The sequence below is a fragment of the Methylobacterium sp. CCH5-D2 genome (assembly GCF_001556475.1).
GTDB classification, from domain to species: Bacteria; Pseudomonadota; Alphaproteobacteria; order Rhizobiales; family Beijerinckiaceae; genus Methylobacterium; species Methylobacterium hispanicum.
The window spans coordinates 1-4,897 of sequence record NZ_LSIX01000971.1 but is presented as its reverse complement, the minus strand read 5'-3'; the positions used below and the strand labels follow the sequence as shown (position 1 = coordinate 4,897).

The 4,897-nt window shown below is 69.0% G+C and carries 2 protein-coding genes; one reads left to right on the top strand and one right to left on the bottom strand.

Translation table 11 applies throughout. From position 1 onward, the window contains the following. Positions 1-620 precede the first annotated feature (620 nt). Positions 621-3,320, top strand: a complete 2,700-nt coding sequence (gene acnA / locus AX737_RS26380; protein ID WP_066926645.1) for an aconitate hydratase AcnA — start codon at positions 621-623, stop codon at positions 3,318-3,320. A 378-nt stretch (positions 3,321-3,698) separates the two neighbouring features. Here acnA and prfB read toward each other — a convergent pair. Continuing rightward, positions 3,699-4,827, bottom strand: a protein-coding gene (gene prfB, locus AX737_RS26375) for a peptide chain release factor 2 (protein WP_156453976.1) whose coding sequence is annotated in 2 segments (ribosomal slippage) — positions 3,699-4,757 and positions 4,759-4,827 — 1,128 coding nt in all. Because the reading frame shifts where the segments join, the coding sequence is not laid out codon by codon here. Positions 4,828-4,897: the final 70 nt, after the last annotated feature.

The window sequence follows — 4,897 nt, the reverse complement described above, 5'->3', positions numbered from 1 at the left end:
CCTCCCCGGTGCCGCCGCGCCGAGGCGGCGCTCGCCCGTCTCGCCGGCACCGGGGAGGGGCTCGACCTGCCCGAGGCCCGCGCCCGCTTCGCCGCGGCCCTGGGTCTGGCCGCCTGATTCGGGACATGGGCTGAGCGGCCCGCGGATCCCCTCTCCCCGCGCGCGGGGAGAGGGCCCCATGCACCTTGTCGTGCATGGGGCGAGCGGACGCGAAGGTGAGGGGGCGGCTCCGGACGAGGCGATCCCTGAAACGCCCCTCATCCTCGCCTGCCGGCTTGCCGCGCCGACGACAGGGTCGTCGCGGCCTTCTCCCCGCGCGCGGGGAGAAGGGGACCAGCGGGCACCGCATGGCCATCACCCGGCCACCCTATCCCCGCCCCTCACACCCGCGCGGGAGTGTTACCACCCGCCCGGTAGCGGGCAGATTCGAAACGTTCTATACGGGCGCCAGGCTGCGCCGCGCGATCCCGGGTCGTCCAATTCGACCCTCGCGCACCTCCTGCTCGGGCACACCCGAGGCGGCGCGCGCTCCCGGGAGCGCAGTCCGGCCGAACACAGTCTTCGTGGCGCGGGAAATGCCTGCGCGTGTTCGACAATCGCCAGCGAGGAAGACTCTAGCCGTGGCATCCATCGACAGCTTCAAGTCCCGCCAGACCCTGGAGGCCGGGGGCAAGACCTACACCTATTACTCGATCCCCGAGGCCCAGAAGAACGGCCTCGCGGACGCCGCCGCGCTGCCCTTCTCCATGAAGGTGCTCCTGGAGAACCTGCTGCGCTTCGAGGACGACCGCTCGGTCCGCAAGGCGGACGTCGAGGCCGCCGTGGCGTGGCTCTCCAACCGCGGCAAGACCGAGACCGAGATCGCCTTCCGCCCCTCGCGCGTGCTGATGCAGGACTTCACCGGCGTGCCGGCCGTGGTGGATCTGGCCGCCATGCGCGACGCGATGGTGGCGCTCGGCGGCGACCCGCAGAAGATCAACCCGCTCGTTCCGGTCGATCTCGTCATCGACCACTCGGTGATCGTGGACGAATTCGGCACCCCGAAGGCGCTCGACGAGAACGTCGCGCTCGAATACGCCCGCAACGGCGAGCGCTACACCTTCCTGAAGTGGGGCCAGTCGGCCTTCGACAACTTCTCGGTGGTGCCGCCGGGTACCGGCATCTGCCACCAGGTCAACCTCGAATACCTGTCCCAGACCGTCTGGACGAAGAGCGAGGACGGCGCGGAGGTCGCCTATCCGGACAGCCTCGTCGGCACCGATTCGCACACCACGATGGTCAACGGCCTGGCCGTGCTCGGCTGGGGCGTCGGCGGCATCGAGGCCGAGGCCGCCATGCTCGGCCAGCCGCTCTCGATGCTGATCCCCGAGGTCGTCGGCTTCAAGCTCTCCGGCAAGCTGCCCGAGGGCACGACCGCCACCGACCTCGTGCTCACCGTCACGCAGATGCTGCGCAAGAAGGGCGTGGTCGGCAAGTTCGTGGAGTTCTACGGCCCCGGCCTCGACGACATGCCGGTCGCCGACCGCGCCACCATCTCCAACATGGCGCCCGAGTACGGCGCGACCTGCGGCTTCTTCCCCGTCGACCAGAAGACCATCGACTTCCTGAAGGTCACCGGCCGCGCCGACGACCGCATCGCGCTCGTCGAGGCCTACGCCAAGGCGCAGGGCATGTGGCGCGACGCCGACACGCCGGACCCGGTCTTCACCGACACGCTCGCGCTCGACATGGGCGACGTGCAGCCCTCGCTCGCCGGCCCGAAGCGCCCGCAGGACCGGGTGCTGCTCACTGAGGCCAAGACGGGCTTCGCCGCCTCGATGGAGAGCGAGTTCAAGCGCGCCGCCGACATCGCCAGCCGCTACGCCGTCGAGGGCACGAACTACGACATCGGCCACGGCGACGTGGTGATCGCCGCGATCACGAGCTGCACCAACACCTCGAACCCGAGCGTGATGATCGGCGCCGGGCTTCTCGCCCGCAACGCGGTCGCCAAGGGCCTGACCTCGAAGCCCTGGGTGAAGACCTCGCTGGCGCCCGGATCCCAGGTCGTCGCCGAGTACCTGGAGAAGGCCGGCCTGCAGAAGCCGCTCGACCAGCTCGGCTTCAATCTGGTGGGCTTCGGCTGCACCACCTGCATCGGCAATTCGGGCCCGCTCCCGGCCCCGATCTCGAAGGCGATCAACGACAACGACGTGGTCGCGGCGGCCGTGCTCTCGGGCAACCGCAACTTCGAGGGTCGCGTGAACCCGGACGTGCGGGCGAACTACCTCGCCTCGCCGCCGCTGGTCGTCGCCTACGCCCTCGCCGGCTCGCTCCAGGTGGACCTCACCAAGGAGCCGCTCGGCAAGGGCTCGGACGGCCAGCCCGTCTACCTGAAGGACATCTGGCCGTCCTCGGCGGAAGTCGCGGAGTTCATCGAGCAGAACATCACCTCGGAGCTGTTCAAGAGCCGCTACGCCGACGTGTTCGGCGGCGACCAGAACTGGAAGGGCGTCGAGGTCACCGAGGCCGAGACCTTCGCCTGGAACGGCGGCTCGACCTACGTGCAGAACCCGCCCTACTTCGTGGGCATGGAGAAGGAGCCGAAGCCCGTCACCGACATCGAGGGTGCCCGGATCCTCGGCCTCTTCCTCGACTCGATCACCACCGACCACATCTCGCCCGCGGGCAACATCCGGGCGGCCTCGCCGGCCGGCGAGTACCTGCAGGCGCACCAGGTGCGGGTGCAGGACTTCAACCAGTACGGCACGCGGCGCGGCAACCACGAGGTGATGATGCGGGGCACGTTCGCCAACATCCGCATCAAGAACCAGATGGTGAAGGACGCCGCCGGCAACGTGGTCGAGGGCGGGTGGACACACTTCCAGCCGACCGGCGAGAAGATGTTCATCTACGACGCGGCGCAGAAATATGCCGAGGCCGGTACCCCGCTGGTGATCTTCGCCGGCAAGGAGTACGGCACCGGCTCGTCGCGCGACTGGGCGGCCAAGGGCACGAAGCTGCTCGGCGTCCGCGCCGTGGTGGCCGAGAGCTTCGAGCGCATCCACCGCTCGAACCTCGTCGGCATGGGCGTGGTGCCGCTGGTCTTCCAGGGCGACACGAGCTGGCAGTCGCTCGGCCTGAAGGGCGACGAGACCGTCACGATCAAGGGTCTCTCCGGCGAGCTGAAGCCGCGCCAGACGCTGACCGCGGAGATCACCTCCGCCGACGGCTCGGTCAGGCAAGTCCCGCTGACCTGCCGGATCGATACGCTCGACGAGCTGGAATACTTCCGCAACGGCGGCATCCTGCCTTACGTGCTGCGCTCGCTCGCGGCGTAAGACGGAAGCAGACCGCGCTGTTACGAGGGCCGCGCCGGATCATCCGGCGCGGCCCTCGCGCGTTCGGGAAGAGGAAGAATTGTCTGATCCCCCAGGGCGCGCCGCCGTTCCGATGCCGTAGAGCGAACTCTCACCGGAGGAGGCGCGGGTCCCCTCTCCCGTGCGGGAGAGGGACAGGGTAAGGGGACCGGAGCCGTCAGGAGAGGGCGCCACGGTTCCGCGGCGATGGTGAGCCTGATCCGGTGAGTTCTCATCCCTCACCCCAACCCTCTCCCGCACGGGAGAGGGGGCGCGTCGCGGTTCCGGCCCTCTCTCGACGCACCGCCTTGGGTTCCGGCCGGCGGATCCGGCCCCCATCCTAGGGGCCGGGCTCGTCCGTCAGTCGATGTCCTCGACCGCCTCGGCGCCGCCGTAGACGCGCTGGGCGAGCGAGGCTTCCATGAACGGGTCGAGGTCGCCGTCGAGCACCTCGTCCGGGTCGGTCGACTGCGTGCCGGTGCGCAGGTCCTTCACCAGCTGGTAGGGCTGCAGCACGTAGCTCCGGATCTGGTGGCCCCAGCCGATATCCGTCTTGGCGGCGGCCTCGGCGTTGGCCTTCTCCTCGCGCTTCTTCAGCTCGGCCTCGTAGAGGCGCGCGCGCAGCATGTTCCAGGCGGTCGCCCGGTTCTTGTGCTGCGAGCGCTCCTGCTGGCAGGCCACCACGATGCCGGTCGGGTTGTGCGTGATGCGCACGGCCGAGTCGGTGGTGTTGACGTGCTGCCCGCCCGCGCCCGACGAGCGGTAGGTGTCGATGCGGCAGTCCGATTCCTTGATCTCGATCTCGATCCGGTCGTCGATCACGGGATAGACCCAGACGGACGCGAAGCTGGTGTGGCGGCGCGCGTTGGAATCGTACGGAGAGATGCGCACCAGCCGGTGCACGCCGGACTCGGTCTTGAGCCAGCCATAGGCGTTGTGGCCCTTGATCAGGAGCGTGGCGCCCTTGATCCCGGCCTCGTCGCCGTCGGTCATCTCGACCACATCAACCTTGAACTTCCGGCGCTCGGCCCAGCGGGCGTACATGCGCTGGAGCATGTTGGCCCAGTCCTGGCTCTCGGTGCCGCCCGCACCCGCATGGACCTCGAGGTAGGTGTCGAAGCCGTCGGCCTCGCCCGAGAGCAGGGTCTCGACCTGCCGGCTCGCGGCCTCCTTCTCGACGGCCCGGATGGCGGCCTCGCCCTCATTGATCGAGGATTGATCACCCTCCATCTCGCCGAGCTCGATCAGCGTGGCGCCGTCCTCAAGGTCGCGCTCCAGCTTCCGGATCGCCGAGACGGCCTCGTCGAGCTGCTGGCGCTCGCGCATGACCTTCTGGGCGGCCTCCGGATCGTTCCAGAGGTCGGGGTCCTCGGAAGCGGCGTTCAGCTCCGCGAGGCGTTTATCGACGGTGTCCCAGTCAAAGATGCCTCCTCAGCAGCCCTATAGACTGCTTGGCGGCATCCGAGGCTTGCTCGATCTCGGCGCGCATCTTGTGTTTCGCTTGTTCTGGCGGCGGTCCCCGCACGGGACCGGTCCGGGGTGATACCGGCCACCGCCGC